The 23,670-nt window shown below is 48.2% G+C and carries 20 protein-coding genes; 12 read left to right on the top strand and 8 right to left on the bottom strand.

Going from position 1 to position 23,670, the window contains the following annotated elements; genetic code table 11:
• The first annotated feature begins 713 nt into the window (after positions 1 to 713).
• From FN124_RS00275 to FN124_RS00315, 9 genes are all read left to right on the top strand, one after another.
• The gene (locus FN124_RS00275; protein ID WP_185937032.1) at positions 714 to 2,546 is read left to right on the top strand and encodes a glycosyl hydrolase family 18 protein; all 1,833 of its coding nucleotides are present in this window, start codon (positions 714 to 716) and stop codon (positions 2,544 to 2,546) included.
• A 202-nt stretch (positions 2,547 to 2,748) separates the two neighbouring features.
• A complete protein-coding gene (locus tag FN124_RS00280; RefSeq protein WP_142682799.1) occupies positions 2,749 to 3,417 on the top strand; it encodes a hypothetical protein in 669 nt (222 codons plus the stop codon).
• Positions 3,417 to 3,653, top strand: coding sequence for a helix-turn-helix domain-containing protein (locus FN124_RS00285; protein ID WP_260607432.1), 237 nt, complete (start codon positions 3,417 to 3,419; stop codon positions 3,651 to 3,653). Before FN124_RS00280 ends, FN124_RS00285 begins: the two co-directional genes overlap by 1 nt.
• Before the next feature lie 74 nt (positions 3,654 to 3,727).
• Positions 3,728 to 4,084, top strand: a complete 357-nt coding sequence (locus FN124_RS00290) for a hypothetical protein (protein ID WP_142682800.1) — start codon at positions 3,728 to 3,730, stop codon at positions 4,082 to 4,084.
• 96 nt (positions 4,085 to 4,180) lie between these two features.
• Positions 4,181 to 4,876 (top strand): ABC transporter ATP-binding protein, encoded by a 696-nt coding sequence (locus tag FN124_RS00295; protein ID WP_142682801.1) that lies wholly within the window; start codon positions 4,181 to 4,183, stop codon positions 4,874 to 4,876.
• 11 nt (positions 4,877 to 4,887) lie between these two features.
• Positions 4,888 to 7,389 carry a TonB-dependent receptor gene (locus FN124_RS00300; RefSeq protein WP_142682802.1) on the top strand — a complete coding sequence of 834 codons (2,502 nt, stop codon included), beginning with the start codon at positions 4,888 to 4,890 and terminating at the stop codon, positions 7,387 to 7,389.
• A gap of 17 nt (positions 7,390 to 7,406) precedes the next feature.
• Positions 7,407 to 8,849 carry an ABC transporter permease gene (locus tag FN124_RS00305; RefSeq protein WP_142682803.1) on the top strand — a complete coding sequence of 481 codons (1,443 nt, stop codon included), beginning with the start codon at positions 7,407 to 7,409 and terminating at the stop codon, positions 8,847 to 8,849.
• Positions 8,850 to 8,857: 8 nt separating this feature from the next.
• Positions 8,858 to 10,222, top strand: a complete 1,365-nt coding sequence (locus tag FN124_RS00310) for an ABC transporter permease (protein ID WP_142682804.1) — start codon at positions 8,858 to 8,860, stop codon at positions 10,220 to 10,222.
• Complete coding sequence (locus FN124_RS00315) at positions 10,219 to 12,606, top strand: outer membrane beta-barrel protein (protein ID WP_142682805.1); 2,388 nt, start codon at positions 10,219 to 10,221, stop codon at positions 12,604 to 12,606. Before FN124_RS00310 ends, FN124_RS00315 begins: the two co-directional genes overlap by 4 nt.
• Before the next feature lie 114 nt (positions 12,607 to 12,720).
• Here FN124_RS00315 and FN124_RS00320 read toward each other — a convergent pair whose 3' ends face one another.
• On the bottom strand, positions 12,721 to 13,278 hold the full coding sequence (locus tag FN124_RS00320) for a hypothetical protein (protein WP_142682806.1): 558 nt from the start codon (positions 13,276 to 13,278) through the stop codon (positions 12,721 to 12,723).
• Between the two features lie 89 nt (positions 13,279 to 13,367).
• Between FN124_RS00320 and FN124_RS00325 the strand changes: the two genes are divergently transcribed.
• The gene (locus FN124_RS00325) at positions 13,368 to 14,156 is read left to right on the top strand and encodes a helix-turn-helix domain-containing protein (protein ID WP_142682807.1); all 789 of its coding nucleotides are present in this window, start codon (positions 13,368 to 13,370) and stop codon (positions 14,154 to 14,156) included.
• Positions 14,157 to 14,235: 79 nt separating this feature from the next.
• Complete coding sequence (locus tag FN124_RS00330) at positions 14,236 to 14,601, top strand: cupin domain-containing protein (protein WP_142682808.1); 366 nt, start codon at positions 14,236 to 14,238, stop codon at positions 14,599 to 14,601.
• A gap of 14 nt (positions 14,602 to 14,615) precedes the next feature.
• Here the strand turns inward: FN124_RS00330 and FN124_RS00335 are convergent, their stop codons facing one another.
• The 6 genes from FN124_RS00335 to FN124_RS00360 all read right to left on the bottom strand — a co-directional run bounded on the left by FN124_RS00335 (position 14,616) and on the right by FN124_RS00360 (position 22,089).
• Positions 14,616 to 15,143, bottom strand: coding sequence for a DinB family protein (locus FN124_RS00335; protein WP_142682809.1), 528 nt, complete (start codon positions 15,141 to 15,143; stop codon positions 14,616 to 14,618).
• Between the two features lie 31 nt (positions 15,144 to 15,174).
• The gene (locus FN124_RS00340) at positions 15,175 to 16,317 is read right to left on the bottom strand and encodes an efflux RND transporter periplasmic adaptor subunit (RefSeq protein WP_142682810.1); all 1,143 of its coding nucleotides are present in this window, start codon (positions 16,315 to 16,317) and stop codon (positions 15,175 to 15,177) included.
• 4 nt (positions 16,318 to 16,321) lie between these two features.
• Complete coding sequence (locus tag FN124_RS00345; RefSeq protein ID WP_142682811.1) at positions 16,322 to 20,686, bottom strand: CusA/CzcA family heavy metal efflux RND transporter; 4,365 nt, start codon at positions 20,684 to 20,686, stop codon at positions 16,322 to 16,324.
• Positions 20,687 to 20,851: 165 nt separating this feature from the next.
• Positions 20,852 to 21,232, bottom strand: coding sequence for a hypothetical protein (locus FN124_RS00350; RefSeq protein WP_142682812.1), 381 nt, complete (start codon positions 21,230 to 21,232; stop codon positions 20,852 to 20,854).
• A gap of 260 nt (positions 21,233 to 21,492) precedes the next feature.
• Positions 21,493 to 21,894, bottom strand: a complete 402-nt coding sequence (locus FN124_RS00355) for a hypothetical protein (RefSeq protein WP_142682813.1) — start codon at positions 21,892 to 21,894, stop codon at positions 21,493 to 21,495.
• Positions 21,895 to 21,906: 12 nt separating this feature from the next.
• Positions 21,907 to 22,089: a DUF3606 domain-containing protein gene (locus FN124_RS00360; RefSeq protein WP_142682814.1), complete on the bottom strand. Its 183-nt coding sequence runs from the start codon at positions 22,087 to 22,089 to the stop codon at positions 21,907 to 21,909.
• A 237-nt stretch (positions 22,090 to 22,326) separates the two neighbouring features.
• Here FN124_RS00360 and FN124_RS00365 point away from each other — a divergent pair, with 237 nt between their 5' ends.
• A complete protein-coding gene (locus FN124_RS00365; protein ID WP_142682815.1) occupies positions 22,327 to 22,770 on the top strand; it encodes a hypothetical protein in 444 nt (147 codons plus the stop codon).
• Positions 22,771 to 22,812: 42 nt separating this feature from the next.
• Here the strand turns inward: FN124_RS00365 and FN124_RS00370 are convergent, their stop codons facing one another.
• Positions 22,813 to 23,649 carry an NmrA family NAD(P)-binding protein gene (locus tag FN124_RS00370; RefSeq protein ID WP_142682816.1) on the bottom strand — a complete coding sequence of 279 codons (837 nt, stop codon included), beginning with the start codon at positions 23,647 to 23,649 and terminating at the stop codon, positions 22,813 to 22,815.
• Positions 23,650 to 23,670: the final 21 nt, after the last annotated feature.

Below are 23,670 nucleotides of genomic sequence, written 5' to 3' on the forward strand. Positions count from 1 at the left end.
TATCCCGGCGTTAAACCTGCCGCGCTACCAAAAGTACTAATTTAATCCTGTTTTCATTCATCCCCTGGTGCGACGTTATGCTGTTGCCAGCATATACCCGGCGTTGTTCCTATACAGTAAATGGCCGGATATTTTTTACGCCACTACTTGGATATACGGAAATAAACGTTATTTTTGTGTACGTACACGAATTTAAGGTAAAAAACAGATCCATCCCAAATCACTTCTGTAATCATTGCTGGATCATACTGATACATAGCCACACACCGCCCACTTCCCGGCGGCATAACGGCAACGGTTATATTGGCGTGTTTTTGGGTTAAAGGACCTACCTTAGGCAAATTTGTTTTATTTTAAATAACTATTTGATATCCATATATTTAAGAATCCGGAAGGGGCATAACAGGCCCGGAAAAAAGTGTACATAATTCAATGGGTATCAATCAATTGCCGATCAAGTCCACCTCTACTTCACATTAACACCCCGTTGCCAGCACGTTTACAGTATGTCCTAAGTATCACTGCAGCCATGTATAAGTACTGCTAAAGCAAGTATAAATCCATCAATTTACCGGGCAGGCGCAGGAGCGCTACTGTGCTGCTCCCTGATGCCCTGCAAAGTAAAACCAAAGGGAAATCTTACGCCGGCAATGTTGCACGATCAGCTATTCATACACTCCCTATTATTCACTGCTCATTTAAACCAAAAAAACATGAAACAAAAACTAGTATTATCAGTCCTCTTTGTATTACTTGTTTCCGGCTGTACCAAGATCCGGGATATGTTTTATATCAACAAACCCGGGCAAACGCATACCCTGCAATTGCAGCCGGCCGGTTTTAAGATAGTAGCCTATCTTCCAAAATATACTTCCACCCTCGCAGATCATATCAATGCATTTGATTTCTCAAAGGTGACCCATCTGAATATTGCTTTCTTCAACCCGGATGTAAACGGTAACTTCCCCGCATCTCAGGGCACCGGGTTGGATACCATTGTATCCAAGGCGCATCTCAACAACGTTAAAGTGCTTTTATCGCTCGGCGGCGGATCCAATCAAAGCCAGTACGCCAACCTGCTTACAGCGCCTAACAGGGCAGCCTTTATCACCAAAGTAGTGAACCTCGTTTCACTATACAACGTGGATGGTATTGATGTGGACCTGGAAGGAGACAACATCGATGAAAACTATGAAGCATTCATCACCGGACTGTCGGCACAGCTTAAACCCAACGGGAAACTACTGACCGCTGCGGTGGCCTGGTGGACGCGCGACCGGGTAACAGATTCCTGCCTCGCAGCGTTCGACTTCATCAACGTAATGGCTTATGATAAAGCCGGCGATGAACATTCGCCTTACAGCTATGCAAAACAACATGTTGATTACTGGAAAGGACAAAGAGGCATGGCGGCAGATAAAATAGTGGTGGGCGTTCCATTCTATGGCCTGTACACGCTTTCGGGCAACCTGCAATCCATCAGATACAGCGAACTGGTAACGCAATATCCCGGCGCGGAAAATAAGGATACAGTACGCCGCGCAGATGGTATCGTGATCAACTACAATGGTATTCCCACCATCCAGAATAAAACGGCCTACGCACAACAGGAAGCCGGCGGTATTATGTTCTGGCAGGTATTGCAGGATGCCAGCGGGTCATTGTCGCTGTTAAATGCTATCCACAATAAAATAAACAGCAATACCGGCTGGGAAAATCCATACATCACCTGGCGATTCGACCTGAGCGCGGCCGCTGCAGCTACGTATAGCGATTCCACTGCTATGAAATCATCCATCTCCATAAAAGGCGCCCCGGGATTTTTACCTGCACCTCCCTATGGCTACGGACGGGTATTCCTGCCTGCTAACTGCGGCGGCTATTATCAGCTTCAGCCGGGCACTAATCCTCCCGGCCTGAAAACAGCCGCCAGCTCTACCAACACGCCAGCCAAATTTTCCTGGTACAATATCGATGAAGCCAAAACAGTGGCAGCACTCACCTTCAATCTTCAGCTGAATGCCGCATTAACCAACGGACAGCTCATTATTCCCTTTGGTTACAGCACCACCGGCAGCAGCACCTTTAACAACACCAACCAGCTTACTTCTGTAAATACACCCGGCGTTTTCGGCGCTATCCGCCTGGATTTTTACGGAGGCAACTTTGCTACATTGTCGTACCGCAATGCCACATACGGTTATACCACCATCAACAACACCGTATTCAATAAAACCGGGAGCTATAAAATTGAACTGTATTGCAACAACAACAGTTCAGGCAGGAACTACCTGAAAAACGGCAGCACTTATGCTTTGCCACAACAAACCTATCACTTATGGGTAAACGATGTATTAATACAGGGCGCAGCCGGCTTAACCAACTTCCCCGCTACGGGCGAGCTTGCAGCGCTTAATATCATCAACAGCTTTTCTTTCAACGCATCCGGTAATACCGGTACGCCGGGCACCACGCCGCCTACCAGCGCCAATTCTTTACTGGCTACGCTGTCTGCAATTGCTATCAGTTTTGATCTGCAAAACTAAATACGTTATAATTATATGCCCGGTGATATAAAATCGCCGGGCATTTTTTTGCCCCACATTTTCTTACACGATAAGTTCCACCCACGCCTCCCTTTCCCTCTTCTTCTCCACCAGCCGGCATTTCATCCAAAATGATCCTTCCCTGCATGAATTTTCCTTCAGAATATTTTATTTTCCAACAGTCACATTAATGAATCACAATATGAAACGACTGTTCCTCTTATTATTCCCTGTAATATTATTATTTTCCTGTAGTAAAAAAGACCAGCTTCCATTAATAGAAACCATTACCAAAGGAGATAAATGGGGCATCAGGATCGGGAGCTCTTATGCGGATGTTTATAACCGGCTCCAGCAGCTGAATAATGAAAAAGATCTTTCATCATTAGCAATAGTATACCGCCAGCCTTTTTCCTCTCCGCAGCAGGTGCAATACCTGCTCCCTTATTACGATGCTGTTACACTGATGGACACCACTGTTGTGATAGACCGTGCGTTGATCCAGTTCTCCGGCGATAAAGTGGCGCATATCAGTGCCGGCGGAGCACTCCCGGAAGAGATGGATCAATGGCCTGCAGCCCTTCCTTCAGAAACAGCCATTCTTAAAAACGACCTGGTAAACAACATCTACACAAAACTGCTCGCCATTTACAAGATCCCTGCCTACAGTCAACTGAAAATCATTTTACCGGATAAGCCATTGAATAAACCTTTTGATCCGGATATGGAAAAATATGCGGAATGGGGATTTTCTATTACAACTGATGTTAAACCAGGTATAAAAGGTAATTCTATTGTGAGATTGTATTTTAAAGATGGTAAACTGAACAAGATCCTTCACCAATACAACGAAAACGAGGTTTACAATTAATTTCCGAAACCTACCTGGGCGTTTACTTTAAAAAACAATGCGGCGAAACCATACAGCAATTCATAAGCGGTTACAAAATCAGGCTGATTGAATGGCGGTTAAAATTCAGTGATCTGCGGATCAATGAACTGGCTGATGAATTCGGATTTGCCGATGGAAGCCACCTGAACAAGTTTTTTAAAAAACAAAAGGGAATTAGCCTAACAGCATACCGGCAGGCTTTATCAGCCTCCTGATCCAAGAACCATCACATGTTTTTTTTAAAATAAAACGCAACCTTTTTATCAAAAATTGTAACTTCGTTGCAATTTTGAACACGAAACAAAAATACCGCTTTCAGATATTCTCCAGGATCGGAGCGGTATTCCTATTGCTTATTTTCCTGAGCACCCCGCTGATAGAGGCTTTCCATCATCATCATTGTAATAATGGAAGAACGGAACAGCAATATGCGGACAACGGGAATTATCAATTTAATACGTTTCACATAGCATGTAAGTTATGCGACCTGGTGAAGCATCAGTCGCACGACTTCCTACCCACGCAATGGCCTCAGCCGGTTTTCATTTCACCGGTAAAAAAAGCCGCTGCTCCGCTTTTCCGCGTACAGGCCTATTCCAGCTACCTGCTGGCCTGCGCTAATAAAGGGCCTCCTGTTTCCTGCTGATTTTTTTTGTTGGATGTACCTGCTGTAGCTGCATCCTCATGCCGATTTTATGCGCTCTCCGTCCGGAAGGCGTACCACTGCTTATATTCTTTTTCTATGCTTCAGGCAATATCCTTATCAAAACATTACCAGTCGCATGTGGCGCTGGACAATCTCAACCTGGAAGTTAAACCAGGGGAAATTTACTGCCTGCTGGGCCAGAACGGCGCGGGCAAAACCACTACCATCAACCTGTTCCTGGGCTTTACGGCCCCTACATCGGGAAAGGTAATGATCCATCAACAGGAAGTGCGCCCCGGCGAAGGCGACACCCGCAGGTACCTGGCCTATATCCCGGAAGTGGTGATGCTGTATGGTAGTCTTACTGCCGTTGAAAACCTCGACTACTTCAGCCGGCTGGCAGGTTTTAAATACGACAAATCCCGGCTGGCGCAATTCCTCTCCGGCTGCGGCTTACAAGCCGAAGCCCATGATAAGCGCCTCTCCGGTTTCAGTAAAGGGATGCGGCAAAAAGTAGGCATCGCCATAGCGCTGGCTAAAAATGCAGATGTGATCCTCATGGATGAGCCCACCAGCGGACTGGATCCCAAAGCCACCGACGAATTCACCGGCCTGGTCCGGGAACTGGGGCAACAGGGCAAATCCGTACTGATGGCCACGCATGATATATTCAATGCCGTGAATGTGGGCACACATATCGGTATCATGCGCAAAGGCCAGCTGGTGCACACTTTAAACGCAGGCGATATCAATGCCCGCGATCTGCAGGAATTATACCTGGAAACCATTTAGCCAACTAACTCATGAAGCTTTTTTATTCTTTTCCAATTGCCGGAAATATTTTCCTGGCCGCAGCCCTTATGCTCTTTTCATTACATGCAGGGGCGCAGACAAAGGTGAGTGGGGCTGTAACAAACACGCAACAGCAACCCGTAAGTAATGCCGTTATTACCATGAAAAGTGGCGCCAACCGGTTGAATACAGTCACCGATTCTTCCGGCAGGTTCCAGCTCATCCTGCCGTATCCCGGCGATTATACCATGCATGTAAGCGCTGCGGGCTTAAATACCTTTACTAAAAACTATCAGTTGCAGGCTTCCTCGGAACTGCCGCCTGTAGTGCTTTCCATGGCCAGTACAGCGTTGCAGACCGTGGAGATCATTGGTACCAACGCACAGAAATATTACGGCGATTATTCCTTTTCCGCCACAAAGATCGCGGCTCCCAACAAAGATATTCCACAGGCCATTTCCTCTGTATCAAAAGAGCTGATTGCCGACCGGCAGGCATTCACACTGGCCGATGCGGTAAAAAATGTAACCGCCGTTTCGCAAAGCAGTTACTATAACCAGTTCTCTATACGTGGCATCAGCCAGAATGAAGAAGGCGCTATCATTAACGGCATGCGTACCCGGCAATATTTTTTCAACCAGCCGCTCACTAATAACCTGGAACGTATTGAGGTGATCAAAGGACCTGCCAGCGCTACATTCTCCAGTGTAGACCCCGGGGGCAGCATCAATATGGTGACCAAAAAACCGCTCCGGGAAAGCAGGAAGGAAATAAGCATTTCCACCGGCAGTTTCAGCACCATCCGCGCAGCGCTGGATTTCACGGGACCGCTGAACCAGGAAAAAACATTGCTGTACCGGCTCAATGTGGGGTATGAAAACAGTAAAAGCTTCCGCGACCTGCAATATAAAAGAGCCTATCTCATATCACCGTCGTTCTCCTATGTGCCCAATCAAAGTACCAGTCTTAACGTGGAGTTAGTGATGAACAACAGCAACTCCAGGCTGGACCGCGGACAAGCTATATTCGGCGCCGTAGCCGGACAAACAGACCTGAACAGCACACCCATTACTTTTAATATGGGCGGCAGCAATGATCATTTCAATACACAGGACCTCATGCTCATGATCAACGGCTCCCACGCTTTCAGCTCCAAAGTGGCGCTGAATGTTGCCTATATGAAGCAAACATGGAATGAGGACCTGATGGAGCACCGCACTACCAATGCTTTTGCAGTGGATGAAAACAATGCCCCCATTCCAACGCTGGCTGGCATGCGCGCAGTACAACGGCAGCAGAAATGGAATACCGATAACCTCAGCGCCTACTTCAGCATCAATACAAATACCGGCGCGCTGCATCACAAAATTGTAGCGGGATACGATCGCATTACCACGCAAAAGTACAGGGGCGGCGGAGAAAACGCTGCACAGGGATACCGGTTGAAAGACGGCACCATTGCCAGCCGGTATGATCCTGCAAAGAAAGATCTCTATCTCTTTAAAACCATTAACGGCATTAATGCACCAATGCCGAATGTAGATCACTTTAACCTGGCCAATCCCAGCTATACCATCCGTAATCTGAGTGATTATATTTTTAACAAGACAGAAATCCCACCGGCTTACTACCTGGTAAACGGCGTGTACGTGCAGGACCAGGTGAACTACCAGCGGCTTACCCTCACGCTGGGCCTGCGCCAGGAATGGTACGAGGATATCGGCAACTATAAACTTCCCGCAGAAAAAAAGATCTCGCAGCAAAAATTGCTGCCCAGGATAGGGCTTACCTATGCCATCTCCCCTGCCATAAACCTGTACGGTACTTATCTCCGTGGCTATCAGCCCCAGGGCAATACCTCAACACTGGTAATAGTGCCGCCACCGGCAGGCACCAACTATAAACCACTGGAAAGCGATCTGAAAGAGATCGGGGCAAAATCGACCTGGCTGAACAATCTTCTGATGGTGAACATCGCCCTCTTTGAAATCAACCAGAAGAACCTGCTCATGAACGCCAACGATCCTGAAGATGTAAACCGCCTCGTGGAACGCGGCGCCCAGCGTAGCCGCGGCGCAGAACTGGAAGCATCCGGCTTCATTATGTCCAACTGGCAGTTTAACGCAGGATACAGTTTTGTTGATGCCGTGATCATAGATGACGCCGACCCAAAACTAAAAGGTACACGCGTACAAAACACGCCCAAACACAGCGGCAGCCTGTGGACCCGTTACGACCTGAACCAGCACCGGCTGCTGAAAGGCATTGGCTTCGGCGCAGGCGTCCAGTACAGCGGCAACAAACTGCCCTGGTATATCCGTGACTTTACACTGCCGGCATACACCCTACTGGATGCCGCTGTATACTATAGCCCGGCTAAAACAAGGATACAGCTGGCTGTAAACATGAATAATATCCTGAACAAAACTTACTGGATAGGCGCGCAGAATTACCTGCGCTTGTTTCCCGGTTCCCCGAGAAGCGTAATGTTCAACGCCACGTATAAATTTTAACAGGAAAAACCAATTGCATGAGAACAATATTGCTGATTGCCGCCAGCACCTGGAAAGCAGCCTTCAGGAACAAAGCTACTACCGCGCTGACGCTGATCCTCGGACTGGCACTGTGCATGGCCACTTATACGGGGTGGCAGAACTTCAACATCCAGAACGGACAACGGCTGAAGTACAAACAGATCGTGCGCCAGCAATGGCTGGCCAAGCCGGATAAGCATCCGCACCGCATGGCGCATTACGGCTATCTTGCTTTCCGTGACAAGCATGAACTGAGCTTCTTTGATTTTGGCATTGAAAGCTTTGCCGGCGTATCCATTTTCCTGGAGGCGCACAAGCAAAACACCGTTAATTTCAGTGAAGCCGGTTTCTCCAATGGCATGCTTCGTTTCGGAGAAATGAGCGTGGCCATGGTGCTGCAACTGCTGGTGCCATTGCTGATCTTTTTCCTTGGCTATAACAGCATTTCCGCAGAGCGGGAAAGCGGCACATTAAAAATACTGCTTTGCCAGGGTGTGAGCTGGAGAACATTGTTACTGGGAAAGACAACAGGCATTGTGGCCGTTAGCTTCACGCTGTTCATCCCGGTGATCCTGCTCACCATTTTCCTCTGGGCCATGCTCAGCCACTGGCAGGTAACCAACGATGCCGCTATCCGTCTTGCTTTACTTATACTTGCTTATGCAGTATACTTCATCATTTGCGCCGGCATTGCCGTAGTGGTTTCTGCCCTGCACAAAACTTCAAGGGCCGCGCTTACCACCCTGCTGGCATGCTGGGTGTTCTTTACTATCGTGATGCCCAGGATTACACAGGCAATCGGCGTTAAAGCATATCCATCGCCGTCAAAAATCGAATTCGCCGCCGCTATTGAGTCGGACCTTCACCAGCAGGGCGACAGCCACAATCCCGATGATCCTCACTATGCAAAGTTCAGGGAGAATGTGTTAAAGCAATACAATGTAACCGATGTAAAGCAACTGCCATTTAATTATGGGGGCTATGTAATGGCAGAAGGAGAAAGGATCTCTGCCGCCATTTACAACCGGCATCAGAAAGCGTTGATGCACACCTTTGAACAGCAAAACAGCTTTGGGGTGGCCGCCGGCTACCTGAACCCCTTCCTGGCCATTAAACATCTATCCATGGCGCTCACCGCCTCGGATTTTAATACCTATGCCGACTTCCAGGACCAGGCGGAAGCCTATCGCTACGGACTTGCACAGCGCATGAACAAACTGCAGAAAGAAAAGATCAGCAACATTCCCCCGGGAGAAAAAGATAAACCTTTAACGATCAGTCGCAACCATTGGGCGGAGCAGGCCGACTTCAAATATGTATTTAAACCGGTGGAACAGGTGATTTCCCATCATACCAGTACCATCCTCTCTCTGCTTTGCTGGTTACTGGTACTGCTGGGCGGGATGCTGCTATCATCAAAATGGGTTAAAACTTTATAACAGTATATATGAATCAACGGATATATCAACTGGAAAGTAAGATCTTTTTCAGGAATAAAACAGTGATCACAGGGTTATTGATCCTGCTGGTGAGCGGGCTTACCGGGTTATATTTTGGAAAGGATTTTATAGAGAGACAAAAAGAAGTGGTTGCCAAAGCGGAAAAACTGCAAACCGAAAACACCGGCAGGAATATTAAATACTTTGGTAAAGAACTGGGATTAACATTGTATCACAACAAATTCCAGATGGCCAATATGCCACGCAACTGGGCGGCATTCTCCAACGGGCAGCGCGACATCAATCCATATCTTATCGGGGTAACCACACTGGGGCTGGAAGGACAATTATACGACACCGACCTTAATAACCCTTCTACACTGCTGCTGGGTAATATGGACCTGGCCTTTGTGTTTATTTTCATATTCCCGCTGGTCATTATTGCATTCAGTTATAACCTGCTTTCAGGAGAGCAGGAATCCGGCGTATGGGGATTGCTCCGTTCACAATCCACCGTTCCGTTAAAAGTAATATGGCGGAAGTTCCTGGTAAGAATGACGGCCGTATACCTGGCAGTACTGGTACTGATGGCCATAGCAGCCGTATACCTGCAACTCGCTGCCGACGGGCGATTGCTGGCTGTGATCGTAGTATTGGGCCTGTACCTGTTGTTCTGGTTCGCGCTCTCCTTCTGGATCATCTCAATGGGAAAATCTTCCAGCTTTAATGCAGTGAGCCTTATTTCCTTTTGGGTAGCACTCAATATCCTTGCTCCTGCTATGGTAAATGTTTGGCTTACCCGGCAATACCCCGTTCCGGAAGCCCTGGAAACAGTGGTTATGCAAAGAGAAGGCTATCATGAAAAATGGGATATGGATAAAAGTGTTGCCCTCAACTCGTTTTACAAACATTATCCACAGTTTAAAAAATATCCCTTTCCCCAGGAACAGGCATTCAGCTGGTACTGGTATTTTGCCATGCAGCAAAACGGCGATGACCAAGCTGCTACAGGCGCACAGGCTATGAACCGGAAGTTGCAGCAAAGAAGCCGGTTTACAGACATGGCTGCGTTTATCCTGCCTGGTATTCAAACACAGCTGGCGCTTAATGGCATAGCAGGATCCGATCTGCAGCAGCACCTGCAATTCCAGCAGGCGCTCAGGCATTATCATGAGCAGCTGCGTTTATATTTCTACCCGTCCATTTTCCGGGAGCAGCCTGTTGAAAGTATCGACTGGAGCCAGTTTAAACTAAAGCGCTATTACGGGGATAACAACGGCAAAATATGGCCATGCATTATTTCACTGGTTGGCTTTACGGGGTTACTTTCCTTTTTGTCTTTATATAATTTCAGAAAGAAGATCTATTCATGAAAAGCCTGTTTACCTGTCTCCTGTTTTTCGTTTGCAGCGTCACAAACCTGCCGGCGCAAAGCATTATGGTGAGCGGTAAAGTTACAGATGAGCAAAATGCGCCTGTTCCATTTGCTTCCATTGGGCTGATACATTTAACCGGCAGGCATGTGGTAGCACAGGCGCAAAGCGACAGCACCGGCATGTTTTCCCTTTCTGCGACGCCAGGTAAATACCTGCTCAAAATAACGTGTATTGGTTACCGTGAGTTGCTGAAAGAACTTTCTTTAACACCATCTACGGTAAGTATCGGGCAGCTGGTATTAACAGCCAGCAGTACAAAGCTGGGAGAAATAAGGGTGGCCGGCAGGAAGCCGGTGCTGCAGCAAAGTGGAGGCAAGCTTATTGTAAACCTGTCACAAAGCGCCGCCACTCCCGGCGTATCGGTTCTTGACATGCTGAAAAGGCTGCCCGGTATCAGTGCTGATCAGAACGGGCAGCTCCTGATGCGTGGCTCTTCCGGCATCAATGTGATCATCGACGGTAAACCTACCTATCTCTCCAAAGACCAGCTGGCAAATATGTTATCAGGAATGCCGGCAGATGACATCGCCCGGGTGGAGATCATGTCCACCTCTACATCAGACATGGATGCTAACGGCAACGCAGGTACGATAAGCATCACTACTAAAAAACAAAAGTCGGCCGGTTATGCGTTTGATGTAGCCAGCGGCATTGGTAAAAGCAATAAGAATACTTTCTTTACCAATAATATCAGCGGCAACTATAATACCGGCAGGATGAATATATACGGCTCACTGGATATCAGCTCCAAACACCGGTATTCACTCAACGAAGCCAGCAGCTACACCACCTATAACAACGAAAAGCTGCGGTACGACAGGGCTTCAGACCGACCTGTTAAAACAGTTTTCTATACTTATAAACTGGGAACCGACTGGAACATCAGTAAAAAAAGTACGCTTGAATTTTCTTTTGATGGCTACCTCGACAACTGGAAACTGAACAGTGAAAGTAATGCAGTGCTCAGCGATATGAATGGCAGGCCCCGGTACAGGTCGCAGTCTTTTATTCAAGCCAAAGAGCCTTACTACTACAATACTTTACACAGCAGGTACAGCTACCAGGCAGACAGCACCGGGAAAAGTATTTCGGTTGACGCAGATTATATCCGCTACAGCAATAACTCCGACGGAGAAGTAAGTACCCGTTTTACGGATATCATTCACGAAGATCTTCTAAACAGCAATCGTTTTAAATTCAGTCAGCCGATATATATTGATATCTTTTCCACCAGGATAGATGCCGCGCTTCCGTTGAAGCCTGTCACATTAAAGACCGGTTTTAAATTTACCACAGCCCGGGTAAATAATCCCATCCGTTACTGGAATTATACCGGTGCTGTTTTTGAGCCGGACGATACACAAACCGGTTCCTTCCGGTACAACGAGCAACTGCTTTCCGCGTATGTTAGCGGGCAAAAAAAATGGCAGCATACCAGCCTCGACCTGGGATTACGGCTGGAACATACCGTGGCGGGGCAAAACAGCAGGGAGCTGGATACTGCCTGGAATTATGCCAGCCTGTTTCCCACGCTTTCACTTACCCGGCAGCTGGGCTCCAAACACCAGCTGGAGCTTTCCGTTGCCCGGCGGATCAACCGCCCATCGTATACAGATCTGAACCCTACCAAATGGTTCTATGATGCCGGTTATTACACCAGCGGAACACCGGGTTTAAAACCCGCGTTCAGCTGGAATACCATGCTGGCCTATACCCTGTTAGGCAAATATGTTTTGCAGCTGGGTTATTCGCACACAAAGGAGGTGATCCTGAAAGAGCTGGTACAGCAGAACGATGGGCTTATCATTAGCCGCGACAACAATTTCCCGTACAGTAAACGCTGGGATCTCGGCCTGGTATTACCGGTAAGTATATACCGGTCATGGGAGATAACAGGCATGTTTAACGGCGCTTATAAGGAGCTTCCCATACCGGTTTCCGGTGGCTCAAGGATCCATAAGCGCTTCTCGGGTAATATCATCCTGAACCAGCAACTCACGCTTCCACGGGAAGTAACGATGGAGTTGTCGGCCCGATACAACACAGGAGAGCCGGAAGGATATATGAGATCGTTTGAAAGCTTTTCCTTCGACGGCGGCATCAGCAAAAAATTCCTCGCCAAACGTTTTACCGCCACCCTTACTTTTACCGATCTCTTTTTCAGCGACCGGGTGAAATCAGTGGCTGTAACGGATCTTATTTACTACCACTTAAAAAACACAAGGGACAGCAGGCGGGTATTCCTCCTGTTAAAGTATCATTTTGGCGGCGCACTAAAAAAAACAGCAGAGCATCATTCTGATGAAAAGGGACGGTTATGATTGCCGGCGGCCATAGTTTCTTCCTATACACAAATTTAAAATCACACAAATAAAATCAAACTAATCATCTTAATCAACGTAATCCTGCTTCAGGGCAATCGCCCTTCGCTTAAATCAACGTTTCTTCCCTTTAGGTATCACCAGGCCATTCGCCGGGTTTGCCACAAAAACACCATTTGCTTTTTTATCGGTCGTTTCGGTCAGTTCGGCATCATAGGTAATTTTCCCTTTTTTGATTTCATAGAATTTTGAAGAGATGTAATACATGGAGTCCGGAGAAGGATATGTTTCAGTAAGATCAGCGCCGCCAAATTCGAGATTGCCGTCATGGTCCCAGTCCTTCACATCTGAGCTTATTGCAGTAAGCAGGGAATCGGCCAGGGAATGGTCTATATTGAATACATACAGTTTATTCTTTTTCGGAGCCCCGTTCACTTCCAGGAAAAGAAAAACGGATCTGCCGTTTTCCACCAGGCGGTTACGTTTACTTTTATAATTGATAATGTCTTCATGAAGCACAAAAGCTTTATTACCATTTACGAAAATGGTTCCTTTGTACACGGTGATCAGCTGTTGCTGGCTGCTGGTAAAGTGTAGTTCATTAGCGGGTTTCTGGGCCATGGCCGGCAGAGCGATAAACAGGAACAGGCATAGTTTGAGCAGAGAACGCATGGGCGGTTTTTTATGGGAAATTAGTGATAATTTTTTAGTGCAAAAATATTCTCCTTTAAAATCTTACCTTCAGCTATACAACCAGGCAAATGATTGAAATAAAAAACCTTGACCCAGCCAAGCTTCCCGCCAGCCCCCAACGCATCATGAAATATGTGCTGGTATATTGTGCTGCCGGGAAACTGGATGTACAGGTAGATCATACTCCTTTTGTGCTCCATCCCGGCGATGTGATCACCATTACCTCCGGCCAGATCCATCATATAGTACCGGGATCTGAAGCCAGGGGATACATACTTGAATTTACACTGGATTTTTTCTGTAAAGATGATAACGATATAGAGCTGATCTTTCACAACGGGCTTTTTTGTCACTTCGCCATGAACGAGGTAATTCCTGTGGATAAGGATATCATAGAGGAGCAATTGGCGCTGATCAGGAATGAATTAACGGAGCAGCCTTACCAATACCTTATATCCGTGCATAGCCGTGTGGCATTAATACTGGTATCCATCAACCGGTCAAAGGTGAAACGCGGTGATGAGATCTGGAAACCGGAAGCATTGTTCCTGAAATTCCTGGAGGCCGTGAGAAATAATTTTGAGCATAATTACAGCCTTGCACAATTCGCCGCATTGCTGGGCACTACGGAAGCAAAGCTCAATGAGCAGGCAAAGCTCCATGCGGGGAAAACCGCCCAGAACGTGATCTACGGCCTTGTTACCGCTGAGGCAAAGCGGCTGCTTACCTATGGCGATCTTACAGTAAAAGAGGTGGCTTATAAGCTCGGCTTCAACGACCCCTTCTATTTTTCCAACTTCTTCAAAAAACAAACAGGGATCTCCCCAAAACTATATAAAGAACAAGGCTCTCTGTAAATATTACATGTTTTTTGCAGGATTGTCTATTCTCCGGGCCTGTTATAAAACCCATCTTTGTATAAATAAATACAAAGTTATGAATACAGATATCAATCACTACATCACCAGGAGCAACCAGGCTGAATGGCAGCCCCTCGTGGAAAAAAACATCCACTATAAAGGCATATTTGTAAAATCGCTCCGGTATGATGAAGCCTCCGGGCGCTCCAAAACCATCCTGCTCAAATTTGAGCCCGGCGCCCATTATCCTTATCATAACCATCCCGGGGGCGAAGAAATCTTTGTGCTGAGCGGCGACGCCGTACTGGAACATGCCACCCTGCGGGAGGGCGACTACCTCTACACGCCGCCCGGGTTCCGGCATTCTGTTACCAGCCAAACGGGATGTGTGCTATTTTTTGTTATCCCGGAAGAAGTGGAGATCCTGGCGGGTGAAGCATAAATACTTCGCCCGTTCTACCTGAACAGTTTCTCATCAATCCGCTGCTTCTGGCGCAAATGATGCCTCATATGCATCTCTGCAAACTGAAGCCATTCCAGCAAATTAAAAAAATGCAATCCCGGATGCTCGGTCTTCCCATCGGCCTGTGGATGGTCCACCGAATACAGTGCATTCACCTCCTCCTTTATATCTGTGAGGCCTTGTAATAGCTCTTCCTTATCCTTTGGCTGTCTTGAATCCGGGTCATTGGAAGGATTCTCCATCAAGGCATCAGGAAACGCATTATTGGCGAATATCGCTTTGGCATCCTCATGCATTTCCTTTTCGCTGTTGGCATTGCTGAGCAGCAGGCAAGTATGCATTTGTTCCACAAACCAGGCGGTGTCTTCTATAATGTGCAGGTATACCTGTCCCAGCGACCAGGAATTTTCACCGGGTTTACGGCGCAGCATATCCAACGTATAGTCATTGAGGTGATTGATCCATATGTCAATGGTTTTATTGAATTGCTCCAGTAAAACAGCTGCTTTATTTGTTTCCATTTTTACAGAGATGGTCTGGTCTAAGTTATCACTAATCTTCCATTTTGTTCTTCAATTTTCCCAGCAGGGCATATGCGCCCTTTACAACGATCTTTGTTTTCAGCCAGTTGACATTGTCCGGCATCAGCGCTACATTACCATTCTCCCGGTCGCCGGCTGTTACCTGCACCAGGTGAAAGCTGTTTTCATCGGTGGTGGTAAATACATATTCCTTCCCGTTATAACGCACCAGCGCGTCTTCCGGTACAATGGCCGCAGGCTTATTATCCAGCTCAAACACAGCATTCAGGAACATGCCCGGCAACAGGTGCAGCATCTGTTTCTCAAAATGACAATGTAGCACGCCACTGCGGTTCTCGTCCACATTACGGGTTACCAGTATGGTTTCCACATCGTACCATTCGTCGGGTTTATCTACCAGGCTTACCTTACCATGCATCCCTTTATGAAAGGAATTGATATTCTTTTCAAATACGGTGATCGCAGCATGGATATCGTCGGGGTTCACCAGTTCAAACAATACATCGGCCGGATTCACATACTTACCGATGTTCACATTCACCTTGCTCACATAACCATTGATAGGCGCATAAATGGGCACAACACCAGAGATAGTACCGGGGCTGAGCTTATCAGGGTTAATATGAATGATACGCAGTTTTGCAGCCAGGGATTGTATCAGTACCTCCTGCGTGTTGTATTCACTGAGCGATAACTGGTAACTCTTTTTACTGGTGGCATCTGCCTCGCTCAGCTCTTTTTGCCGCTGCATATCCGTTGCCAGGTATTGCATCCTGGCCTTTGCCGTAAGGTAATCCTGCTGCAGCTGTACATAAGCCGGGTCTTCCATCACTGCAATCACCTGGCCTTTTGACACCGGTGAGCCCGGCAGCAGCGATGTGCTTTTCAGGTAGCCTCCCAGGGGGAAGCTCACGGAGATCAGGCTTTGAGGAGGCACATCCACCGAGCCGCTGGCACGCACAGTAGCATGGGTGGTACCTTCCCGGGCAGTAGCTGTTGCAATACCGGCATTTTTCTTTTGCAGGCTGTCGAGCCTCACTATATTCTGCCCGGTTGCCTCCGTCCCCGTCTTCTGCTCTCCCGGCGTTTCTGCTTTCGGTTTGCAGGACATTCCTGCCACCATTACTAAACTATATATCAATAACCTTTTCATGTCACTAATTTTGATTGGATGACAATAAATATTCAAGTTCAATTTTGCGCAGGTTCAGTTCCTTTACTGCGTCAAGGTATTCACTCTGCAGGGCAACAGCATTATTTATCAGCGTACCCCACTCTATATAACCAATTTCTCCGTTCTTATAGGTAAGGTTAGCAGTCCTTATCATAACATCTGCCTGCGGCAACGCGCTGCTGGTGTAGTAGTCGACCGCCTGCTGGTACTTCAGGTATTCGCTGTGGTTTTGCTGCAGCTGCGCCCATAGCTTTGTGGCCGCTACTTCCAGCGACAGCGCCGCAATATCTTCCATACGGGCAGCCGCCTTTACTTTGGCATGCTGCGCCCTGGCAAAAATAGGTATACCTACGCCTACCTGCACCGTAGAAAAGCGGGAGCCGGGTCCATAATAATGATCCACCTGCTGCTTGTCCATCTGCCAGCCGATAAGCGACTGATTGGAATAACCCAGGTTCCAGTCGGGCAGCAGCTTTGCTTTTTCAAGACGGGTATTCCCCGCCGCAATGCGCTCCTGCTGCTGGTAAAGCTGCAATACAGGATGCTGTGCCAGCAAGGTGGTATCATAGAGCATCACATTAGCGCCCAGTGTATCCGTAGCCGTTATAACACCGCGCTCATTCAATAATGCAGCCAGTTGAACACCGGCTACCTTCTCATCGGCATTGGTCATCCGGAGCAGCATTTTCAGCTGGTTGGCCTGGTTTTCCAGTGCTGTTTTTTCCAGCAGGTTGGTTTCTCCCTTTTCAAAACGCAGGGCGGCTACCTTCGTGTACCGCGAATAGGTGCTGTCCATTTTTTCCAGTAGTAAGCGCCTGCTGTTGAGATACTGTAACTGCAGGTAGGCCTGTTTCACCAGGCGGATGATCTCCGCTTTCTGTAAAGTAGTTTGCCATTTTGCCGCCAGCCATTCCTGTTCAAAAACGTTCTTTTGTTTTTTGTACAGGGCGGGAAGGGAAAATCCCTGGGAGATGGTAAACTTATTATCAAAGGAAGTGCTGTTGATATTCCCCAGCTCACCTGTAACTGTAGTCCTGGCAGGATCTACAGATGAATGCCGCAATGCTTCATAGTAAGATTCCTGCAAACGGCCCAGCGCAATCTGCCGGTTCTGTTCCGTTGCTATATGAAGCGCCTGCTGCAGGGAAAGCGGTTTGGCTTCCTGCGCCCTGAGCAGACCGGGACAGGCCAGCAGCAATAATAATACCGTTAACGGTTTTATTGTTGGCCGTTTCCAGCCCTTTTCCGCCAGGTAATACAGGCAGGGCAGCACCAACAGGGTAAGCATGGTAGCAGTAATAAGCCCGCCTATCACTACGGTGGCCAGCGGCCGCTGCACTTCTGCTCCGGCGCCCTGGCTCAGCGCCATGGGCAGGAAGCCCAGCGAGGCTACAGTGGCGGTCATCAGCACGGGCCGGAGGCGGTCATGCGTGGCCCTTAAAATGATCTGCATTGTATCTGTCATACCGTCTTTTTTCAATTGATTCATTTCTCCTATTAACACAATCCCGTTTAATACGGCTACGCCGAAGAGCGCAATAAAACCTACACCGGCAGAAATACTGAAAGGCATTCCTCTCAGCCAGATCGCCAATACTCCTCCTATAGCGGATAAGGGAATAGCGGAGAAGATAAGCACACAGTACTTCAGGTTGTGGAAAGCAAAAAACAACAACAGGAAAATCAGGAGCAGGGCCACCGGCAAAGCGATGCCCAGGCGCCGGGTAGCATGTTGCAGGTTCTCGTACTGCCCTCCGTAAGTGATGTAATAACCGGAAGGGAACTTCACACGGCTGCCTACTTTATGCTGCAGCTCCTGCACAATGCTCTGAACATCCCTTCCCCTTACGTTAAACCCTACCGTGATACGTCTCCGGGCATCTTCCCGCTGGATCTGGTAAGGTCCATCCTGCAGCTCAATGGTGGCCAGCATATGAAGGGGCACCTGTTGCCCGCCCGGAAGCCCTATCTGCAGGTTGGAAATTTCATTGATGTCGCGGCGTTGCCGTTCATCCATACGGATCACGAGATCATACCGCTTATCCGCTTCAAACACCAGTCCGGCTACGGCGCCTGCATAGGCAGCCTGCAGCGTGTTGTTGATATCATTGATGGAAGCCCCGGAACGGGCAATCGCTTCGCGGTTATAGGTAACCACCAGTTGCGGTATACCGGTTACCGTCTCGGTGTAAAGGTCCGTAGCGCCGTTAATGGATTGGATTACTTTACCCAGCTTATCGGCGTAGGCCGACAAGGTATCCAGGTCGTCGCCAAAGATCTTGCACACCACATCCTGTCTTGCGCCTGTCATCAGCTCATTGAACCGCATCTGCACGGGAAACTGGAAGCCGGTGGCAATACCCGGTACCTCCTCCAGTGCGGCGCTCATTTTGCCGGCCAGCTCCGGGAAGGACGATGCGCTGGTCCATTCTTTTTTAGGCTTCAGTATCACCATCATATCGGCAGCTTCCATGGGCATAGGATCCGTGGGAATTTCACCGGAGCCTATTTTGGTCACCACTTTCTCTACCTCCGGGAATTTATCCAGCAGAACCCTGGCAGATTGCTGCGTAGTGCTGATGGTAGTTGTTAAAGAAGAACCTGTAAGCAACCGGGTGTCTACTGCAAAATCCCCTTCCTCCAGCTGGGGGATAAATTCACCGCCCAGCGACATCAGCGCGGGGATGGCAGCGGCAAATAGTACAAAAGCCATTGCTACCACCATGCGGGGCGTGCGCAAAGCTTTCTTCAGCAAAGGATCATAAAACCGCTGTACGGAGCGCATCATCTTATCAGCGAAGCTGTCTTTATGACTTAACTTTTTATTCAGCACCAAGGCGCCCATCATCGGCACATAAGTAAGTGATAAGATAAACGCACCGATGATAGCGAAAGATACCGTTTGTGCCATGGGCCGGAACATCTTTCCTTCGATGCCCTGCAGGGAAAGGATAGGGAGATAAACGATCAGGATGATGATCTGGCCGAAAGCCGCGCTGTTCATCATCGTTTTCGCAGAGGCCTCTACTTCGCTGTCCATTTGTTCCTGTGTCATCACGGCTGTTCCCCTCAAGGCAGCGCCTTTGGTAAGCTTATGCATCACCGCTTCAATAATGATCACCGCCCCATCTACCAGCAGGCCAAAATCCAGGGCGCCGAGGCTCATCAGGTTGCCGCTCACGCCAAACAGGTTCATCATGATAATGGCAAATAACATGGCCAGCGGGATCACGGAAGCTACTATCAGGCCTGCCCTGATATTACCCATAAATATCACCAGCACAAATACCACTATCAGCGCACCTTCCAGCAGGTTGCGCTCTACAGTGGAAATAGCATTATCTACCATTTTGGTACGGTCCAGGAAAGGATCGATCATCACACCTTCCGGCAATGTTTTTTCTATTTCCTTCACCCTGTTTTTAATCCCTTTTATTACGGCGGCGCTGTTCTCTCCTTTCAGCATCATCACCACTGCTCCGGCTACTTCGCCCTCATCATTATATACCGTGGCCCCGTACCTCACGGCATGCCCCTGCTTTACGGTGGCTACATCCCTTACCAGCAGCGGCACGCCGCCGCTTACCTGTTTCACCACGATGTTGCTGATGTCTGTCATATTTTTGGCCAGCCCTTCACTACGGATAAAAACCACGTTAGGGCCTTTCTCAATATAGGCGCCGCCGGTGTTCTGGTTATTGTCCTGCAGGCATTTAAATACATCCGTTACCGTTAGACCGAAGCTTCTCAGTTTATCAGGGTCAATGGCTACTTCATATTGTTTTACCATACCGCCAAAGCTGCTCACATCGGCTACGCCTTCCACGCTCAGCAGCTGTCGCCTTACAATCCAGTCCTGTATATCGCGCAGGGCAGTGAGATCGTATTTACCTTCGTAACCCGGCCTGGGCTTCACTACGTACTGGAATATTTCACCCAGGCCGGTGGTAACAGGCCCCAGCTGCGGATCTCCCATTCCCGGCGGGATCTGTGGCCGCACCTGGCCCAGTCGTTCACTGATCTGCTGCCGGGCCCAGTATACATCTGTATGATCGTTGAACACAATGGTAACAAGGCTAAGCCCGAAGCGTGAAAAGCTCCGCTGCTCAATAATTCCGGGCACATTACGGGTGGCCTGTTCTATGGGTACGGTAATGAACCGCTCCACATCGGGCGCACCAAGACCAGGCGCTGAAGTGATCACCAGCACCTGGTTGTTGGTGATGTCAGGAACCGCATCAACAGGCAGCTGTGTTAGGGAGTAACTGCCCCAACCGATCAACGCCAGTACAAAGAGGAGAATGATCAGTTTGTTCCTGACGGAAAAATGAATGATCTTATTTAACATGATTATCTGTTGGGCTACATGAATACAACAGCGCAACTGCCCACAGGGATAGCCTGCGCCGTACGGTGAACGGCAGCAGCAACCATGCGCAGCATTACTGTGATTCAGAAATAAAAATATGTACGCGGATTTTGTCTTTTTCAGCTGAAAAGACAACATTCACTCTTATACGCGGGGAGGCTGGAAAATGCTGTGTAAAGGAAGATAGGGAGGTATTTCGTCATTCATTATTTCCCGCATTACAGGCGCCTCGGCGGGCACTTTAAACGATAGTTGCGGTAAAACAGGTAATATGCTGGGAGGTGTAAGCGTAAAAAAATACAGGCAGGTCTTAAACGGCAGCTCCATGTCCTGCTGATAATCTGCATCGTAGGGCTGTGGATCTATATAATGCATTTTAAAGAATGAGAAAATGGTAGTGCCGGGGCTTTCCCCTTTGTGCTTGATATAATGCTCCACCAGCAGCGGCAGTTTTAACACCTGCCCTGCTTCGGTAGTGCCCAGCAGGTAGAGGGCCATTAGAAATATAGCTACTGCTTTTCTCACGCGGTAAAGTTATAAAAAAAAGCGAGAACCGGTCATCTTCCATTTTCTTTATGCCGGTTATTCAGCAATGATCACCTTTACCCATGTTCTGTAAGCGTTTTAACGGTTATTGAAGCCGACCGCTCCATTGAAGCAGCCAATGCCATCTAGCCGCTGCTGCAGCTAACAGCACCAGGAAGAAATTCTTCAGTAAAAAGGATATAAAATGTAAAGCGTCTTACAGCATCTTTACTGTAAGACGCTTTTTATACGGCATCCACTCATGGGGTCTTCATTCGTTTTAAAACAATCGCTTTCCTGCGCTTCCAACCGGTGATCACCGGGTCCTCGCTGGTCATTTTACCTTTGGCGTCTATCTGCCCCAGGCTTTTTGCCAGCGCCTGGCTTAACTTCGCGGCCTTCCGGTGCGCTTTCATCCAGGAGGCCCGGGTTTGATGCGCATGATCTTCCAGCGACTTTATCCCTTTGTTGATAATCTCCAGTTCTTTTTTATACGCCTTTTGTTTACGGTAAATGATCATTAACCGGTTGTAAGCAGCAATGGTAAGCGGATCGTTGGAAAGTGCCTCGTTATACTTTGCAATGGCGCCTGTAAAATCATCCTCCGACTCCAGTTGCCTGGCCTGCTCCAGTAGGCTTTTATGTGAAACCTTCTCTGCCATGAACCGATTTCATTAATGACCTTGCAGGTAGTTGATAATATCCTGTCGCATAGGACCAGCGTTTTTAATGGCGTCTTTAATTTCCTGGTGGGTTTTAGCCGAAAACTGCTGATGCAGGTATTCTACCTCAGACGGATCCTGACTGTCTACACGGATATCATCCTGTTTTCCAACATTTTTTTTATCATCTGCCATAACAATGAAATTTAAGTGAAAGATGAAATTGTTCTATCTCCCAGTGTCACAAATTACATGCCCTGCCGGATGATAGTCGTGATGCTGTAATTGCAGCGGGGCCATGTACAGTATTGGAGAAACAGCGCCTCAAAATGTAGCGCCTGTACATCGCTGTCGGGCAGAAAGGCAAGCCAAAGGGTGGTATTGCTAAACGGATTATTATTTGATAGGCATTGATATACTAACCCGTATCTTATGTTTTATCTGAAAGCGATCGCGGCAGGCATATCCGGAACTCTGCTGATGACAGGGGCCTTATATCTTCTTACAGCAATTACAGGAAAAAATTACAAGGTGGTTGGCGTACTTGCGACCATGGTTACCAATCATACCAGGGCTGGTGGCGGGCTCACACATAAACCGGCTGATCTTGTTACCGGTATTGTGCTGCATTATCTCATCGGGGTATTTTTCGCGTTTATCTATTTTTACCTGTGGAAAGCAGGTGTAGGAGATCTGACCATTCGTTATACTATTATACTTGGTTTATTAACCGGCATTTTTGCCATGGGGTGGTGGCTGGCATTTATCCGGCTTCATCCAAATCCTCCGGCAGTTCCGGTGGTGTCGTACGTAACAGCTGTGGGCCTGAGCCATGTTTTATTCAGCCTGGGAGTGATGATTATTTATCGTTTATAAAAAAACAGCGCTGTATGGAATACTACAGCGCTGTTTTTTTTATTAGTTCCAGACGCCGGTAGCGGCTGTTTTCCGGGCATATTCGGAAAAATCCCGTGGAGCGCGGCCTAATGCACGTTGCACTCCATCGCTGAGATGGGCATTACGGCCATCCAGCACTTCAGTAAACAGGTAGGTAACCAGCCAGATGAAATCGTCGGGGATATTATATTCAACGAGCATGGCCTTATAAGCGTCTGTTGAAATGGCTTCATACCGGATAGGCTTGCCTGCCGCTTTGGCTATTTCCTTTACAGCTGCTTCAAAGGTCATCAACCGGGGGCCGGTGAGCTCGTACAGCTCACCGTTATGGCGGTCGTCTGTAAGTGCTGCCACCGCTACATCCGCAATATCATCCACGTCAATAAAAGGCTCTGCCACGTTTCCGGCAGAAAGGGCCACATGGCCGGCCTGCAGCGGCTCCAGCAGGTATCCTTCACTGAAGTTCTGGCTGAACCAGGCGCACCGCACTACCGTCCAGCTGATACCGCTGTTCATAATGATCTGCTCGCATGCCTGCGCTTCTTTTTCTCCCCGGCCAGACAGCAATACTATTTTCTGTACACCACTGCCCACAGCCGCATCAATAAAGGCACGGATAGTTTCCGTTGCCCCGGGTATGGCCAGATCGGGGTGATAGCTGAGATACACGGCGTGTACACCTTGCAGGGCCGGTTTCCAGGTAGACTGGTCTTCCCAGGCAAAAGAAGGATCAGCAGAACGTGACCCTATACGAACAGGCCAGCCCATTTCTGTAAGTTGCGCGGCTACCCTGCTGCCGGTTTTACCGGTGCCGCCTAATACGAGTACTGTCTGTTTTGTGGTATTTGCTGTTGTCATGATCTTTTTTTCTCAAAACTA

Source organism: Chitinophaga polysaccharea, assembly GCF_902150045.1.
GTDB classification, from domain to species: Bacteria; Bacteroidota; Bacteroidia; order Chitinophagales; family Chitinophagaceae; genus Chitinophaga; species Chitinophaga polysaccharea_A.

Coding starts and splice junctions, on each gene's coding strand:
- FN124_RS00325 (WP_142682807.1), top strand. CDS start 13,368: ATGATTGAAATAAAAAACCTTGACCCAGCCAAGCTTCCCGCCAGCCCC.
- FN124_RS00295 (WP_142682801.1), top strand. CDS start 4,181: ATGCTTCAGGCAATATCCTTATCAAAACATTACCAGTCGCATGTGGCG.
- FN124_RS00330 (WP_142682808.1), top strand. CDS start 14,236: ATGAATACAGATATCAATCACTACATCACCAGGAGCAACCAGGCTGAA.
- FN124_RS00310 (WP_142682804.1), top strand. CDS start 8,858: ATGAATCAACGGATATATCAACTGGAAAGTAAGATCTTTTTCAGGAAT.
- FN124_RS00280 (WP_142682799.1), top strand. CDS start 2,749: ATGAAACGACTGTTCCTCTTATTATTCCCTGTAATATTATTATTTTCC.
- FN124_RS00320 (WP_142682806.1), bottom strand. CDS start 13,278: ATGCGTTCTCTGCTCAAACTATGCCTGTTCCTGTTTATCGCTCTGCCG.
- FN124_RS00370 (WP_142682816.1), bottom strand. CDS start 23,649: ATGACAACAGCAAATACCACAAAACAGACAGTACTCGTATTAGGCGGC.
- FN124_RS00315 (WP_142682805.1), top strand. CDS start 10,219: ATGAAAAGCCTGTTTACCTGTCTCCTGTTTTTCGTTTGCAGCGTCACA.
- FN124_RS00305 (WP_142682803.1), top strand. CDS start 7,407: ATGAGAACAATATTGCTGATTGCCGCCAGCACCTGGAAAGCAGCCTTC.
- FN124_RS00335 (WP_142682809.1), bottom strand. CDS start 15,143: ATGGAAACAAATAAAGCAGCTGTTTTACTGGAGCAATTCAATAAAACC.
- FN124_RS00360 (WP_142682814.1), bottom strand. CDS start 22,089: ATGGCAGATGATAAAAAAAATGTTGGAAAACAGGATGATATCCGTGTA.
- FN124_RS00300 (WP_142682802.1), top strand. CDS start 4,888: ATGAAGCTTTTTTATTCTTTTCCAATTGCCGGAAATATTTTCCTGGCC.
- FN124_RS00355 (WP_142682813.1), bottom strand. CDS start 21,894: ATGGCAGAGAAGGTTTCACATAAAAGCCTACTGGAGCAGGCCAGGCAA.
- FN124_RS00275 (WP_185937032.1), top strand. CDS start 714: ATGAAACAAAAACTAGTATTATCAGTCCTCTTTGTATTACTTGTTTCC.
- FN124_RS00365 (WP_142682815.1), top strand. CDS start 22,327: ATGTTTTATCTGAAAGCGATCGCGGCAGGCATATCCGGAACTCTGCTG.
- FN124_RS00345 (WP_142682811.1), bottom strand. CDS start 20,686: ATGTTAAATAAGATCATTCATTTTTCCGTCAGGAACAAACTGATCATT.
- FN124_RS00340 (WP_142682810.1), bottom strand. CDS start 16,317: ATGAAAAGGTTATTGATATATAGTTTAGTAATGGTGGCAGGAATGTCC.